The sequence below is a fragment of the Stenotrophomonas sp. 05L414_2 genome, from assembly GCF_056397905.1.
On sequence record NZ_JBFTOJ010000251.1, the window covers coordinates 1 to 4,143 of the forward strand.

General features: G+C 68.3%; 1 protein-coding gene. It reads left to right on the forward strand.

Features of this window, described 5'->3' with window-relative positions; genetic code table 11:
- The coding region (locus AC1DJN_RS21000; protein ID WP_478040082.1) for a glucoamylase family protein at positions 1-4,143 on the forward strand (4,143 nt) is incomplete at both ends.

Here is a 4,143-nt window from a genome sequence, read left to right on the forward strand (position 1 = left end):
GGCCTGGTCAGTGATGTGCGCCTGTACGAGGACTATCCCGAGCGCTACGCCGCCGACGCCAAGCGCCGTGCGCGCTGGATCCGTGGCGACTGGCAGCTGCTGCCGTGGTTGTTGCCGTGGACACCGCGCCCGGGTTCGGGTTGGGAGCGCAACCGGCTCAGCCTGCTCTCGCGCGGCAAGTTGCTGGACAACCTGCGCCGGAGCGTGGTGCCGATCGCTGCCCTGGCGCTGTTGGTAGCCGGTTGGCTGTACGCGCGGAACCCTGCTGCSTGGACCGCGTGGGTGCTGGCGCTGTGGTTCGCGCCGCCGCTGATAGGCATGCTGCGTGATGGCCTGAGCGTTCCGGAAGACACCCCGCTGGAAGCGCATTACATCAAGGTCGGGCGCGGCACGTTGCAGTCGTTGCTGCGCGCGTCCACCCAGATAGCGTGCCTGCCCTACGAAGCACTGCTGGCCAGTGACGCCGTGCTGCGCACGCTCTGGCGCATGGCCGTCACGCGACGTCACCTGCTGCAATGGAATCCCTCCAGCGAAGTCGAGCGCCGCCTTGGCAGCGACCGTGGCGCGGAATGGCGGGTGATGGCGCCGGCCTCGCTGCTGGCGCTCGCGCTGGTGGCTGTGGTGGCCGGCGTGCGTCCGCAGGCACTGCCGATCGCCCTGCCCTTGTTGTTGGCGTGGACCTTTGCGCCGGCATTGATGGCGTGGCTGGGTCGCCCGCCGGCTGCAAGCGTGGCCGAGTTGTCGGTCACGCAACGGGCGTTCCTGGGCCGGCTTGCGCGGCGCACCTGGTCCTTCTTCCAGGCCTGGGTGCGCGAGCAGGATCATTGGCTGCCGCCGGACAACATCCAGGAGCATCCGGCGCTGGTGGTCGCGCGACGCACCTCGCCGACCAACATCGGCCTGTCCCTGCTGGCCAATCTGTCTGCGTGGGATTTCGGCTATCTGCAGCAGGGCGCGGTGGCTGAACGTACCGCCCGCACGTTCGATACGCTGGACCAGCTGCCGCGCCACCGCGGCCACTTCCTGAACTGGTACGACACCGAAACCCTGGCGCCGCTGCCGCCGCGCTACGTCTCCACCGTCGACAGCGGCAACCTTGCCGGACACCTGCTTACCCTGCGCCAGGGCCTGCTCGCGCTGGTGGATGCGCCGGTGTTGGCGCCGCACACGTTCGATGGCCTGGCCGATACGCTGGGCGTGCTGGAAGAGGAGCGGCAGCGTCATCGCGCCGACGATGCGCCGCTGGTCGAGGCGCTCAATCATCTTCGCCAGCGTCTGGCGTCTACGCGTGTCGACCGTCCCGTCGGGACGGCGCAGTCGCTGGCCCGCCTGCAGGAACTGGCCGGTCTGGCCGACGCCGTGCTGCTGCAATGGCCGGCACCGGCCTCGCCCGAGGACGGTGAGCTGCATTGGCCGGCCCTGTTCGCCGCCGAATGCCATGCCGCCCACGCCTCGCTTGCCGATATCCCTGCCGATGCCAGCGCGGCCGTCGATGCACCGGTGCCAAGCCTGCGTCAGTTGGCCGCCCTGCCCGGCGCGGCCGGCGCGGACGCGCGCGCGCGCATCGAGCAGCTGCAGGACCTGGCGCACCGCGCCGGGCAGTTCTCGCTGATGGAATACGGGTTCCTGTTCTACCGTACCCGCAACCTGCTTTCGATCGGCTACAACGTAGACGACCACCGCCTCGACAACAGCTTCTACGACCTGCTGGCTTCCGAAGCGCGGCTGGGCGCGTTCGTTGCGATTGCGCAGGGCCAGCTGGCACAGGAAAGCTGGTTCGCGCTCGGCCGCATGCTTACCGAGGTCAACGGCACGCCGACACTGCTGTCATGGAGTGGCTCGATGTTCGAGTACCTCATGCCGCAGCTGGTGATGCCCAGCTATCCGGACACGTTGCTGGACCAGACCGCACGGCACGCGGTCGAGGCACAGATCGTCTACGGCCGTACGCTGAACCTGCCATGGGGCGTGTCCGAGTCCGGCTACAACGCCGTCGATGCCCGCCTGAACTACCAGTACCGGGCGTTCGGCGTGCCCGGATTGGGGCTCAAACGCGGCCTTGGGCAGGATCGGGTCATCGCACCCTATGCCAGCATGATGGCACTGATGGTGGCGCCGGAAGCGGCCTGCCAGAACCTCCAGGTGCTGGAAGGATTGGGGTTCTGCGGGCGTTTCGGCATGTACGAGGCCATCGACTACACGCCCACCCGGGTGCCGCCGGGACAGGATCACGTCCTGTTGCGTTCGTTCATGGCCCACCACCAGGGCATGGGCCTGCTGTCGCTGGATTACCTGCTGCGCGACCAGCCGATGCAGCGCCGCTTCCTTGCCGATGTCGAGTTCCAGGCCACCTTGCTGCTGCTGCAGGAACGCATCCCGCGCGTGGGCGTGTTCCATCCCCATGAGGTCGAAGCGCTTGGCGAGCACTCGGCACTGGCCGAGCACGAGACGTCCCTGCGCGTCCTGCGCGACCCGGGTGGCCCGCGCCCGGAAGTGCAGCTGCTGTCCAACGGTCGCTACCACGGCATGCTGACCCATGCCGGCGGCGGCTACAGCCGCCACGGCGACCTGTCGCTTACCCGCTGGCGCGAGGACGGTACCACCGATGCATGGGGCACGTTCTGCTATCTGCGCRACGTGGACAGCGGCGAGTTCTGGTCTGCCGCCTACCAGCCCACCTGCGTGGCAGTGGACAATTACGAGGCGATCTTCTCTGACGCCAAGGCGGAATTCCGCGGTGTGCGCCGCGGCTGCGAGAGCCACCTGCAGGTCGCCATCTCCGCCGAGGACGACATCGAGCTCAGGCGCCTGCGCCTGACCAACCGCAGTCGTCGCCCGCGCACGGTGGAGATCACCACCTATGCCGAAGTGGTGCTGGCACCCGCCGCGGCCGACGATGCGCACCCGGCCTTCAGCAACMTCTTCGTGCAGAGCGAGATCCTGGCCGCAAAGCAGGCGGTGCTGTGCTCGCGCCGGCCACGTTCGCACGACGAGGTGCCGCCGTGGATGTTCCATCTGGTGGCGGTGCACGATGCGGAAGTGGTGGCGATCTCCTATGAAACCGACCGTGCGCGCTTCCTGGGCCGTGGCAACACGCCGCGCACGCCGCAGGCATTGACCACCGATGCCGACCTGTCCGGCACCGATGGTTCGGTGCTGGACCCGATCGTGGCCATCCGCGTCCGCGTGGTGCTTGAGCCCGAGCAGACCGTACAGCTGGACATGGTGTATGGCATCGGCGCCAGTCGCGGCGGTTGCGAAGCACTGGTGGACAAATACCGTGATCGTCGCCTGGCAGACCGCGTCTTCGACCTGGCCTGGACACACAGCCAGGTGGTGCGCCGGCAGATCAACGCAAGCCAGGCCGAGGCATCGCTGTACGAGCGCCTGGCCAGCCACGTGCTGTATGCCGGTCCGCTGCTGCGCGCCGGTGCAGGCGTCCTGCAGCAGAACCAGCGAGGACAATCCGGGCTGTGGGGTCATGCCATCTCCGGTGACCTGCCCATCGTGCTGCTGAAGGTCACCGACGCGGACAACGTGGAACTGGTCCGGCAACTGGTGCAGGCGCATGCCTACTGGCGCCAGAAGGGCCTCAACACCGACCTGGTCATCTGGAACGACAGYAAGGCCGGCTATCGGCAGGAGCTGCAGGACCAGATCCTGGGGATGGTGGCCGCCAGTTCGGAGACCGGCCTGCTCGACCGCCCCGGCGGCATTTTCGTGCGGCCGGTGCAGAACATGACCCACGAGGACCGCATTCTGTTGCAGGCGGTGGCGCGGGCGGTCATCAGCGACGAAGACGGTACGTTGGTCGCGCAGGTGGGGCGTCAGCCGTTGCCTCCGCGACGGATCCCGGCCCTGGTGCCGCAGGCGCTGCAGCAGGAGCTGGCCCTGTCGATGGAGGCGACGCCCGGGCTGCCCATCATTGCCGACCTGGGCCCGGAGCCCGGACTGCCGCCGAGCGCCGAGCACGACGAAGAAGTGGACGACCCGTGGCCTTTCCTTCCCTACCGCGGCACCGGCCGATTCGACAACGGCACCGGCAGTTTCAGCGAGGACGGCCGCGAGTACGTCGTGGTGGTACGCGAAGGCGCGCCGACGCCGGCGCCATGGGCCAACGTGATCGCCAACGCCCGCCTGGGC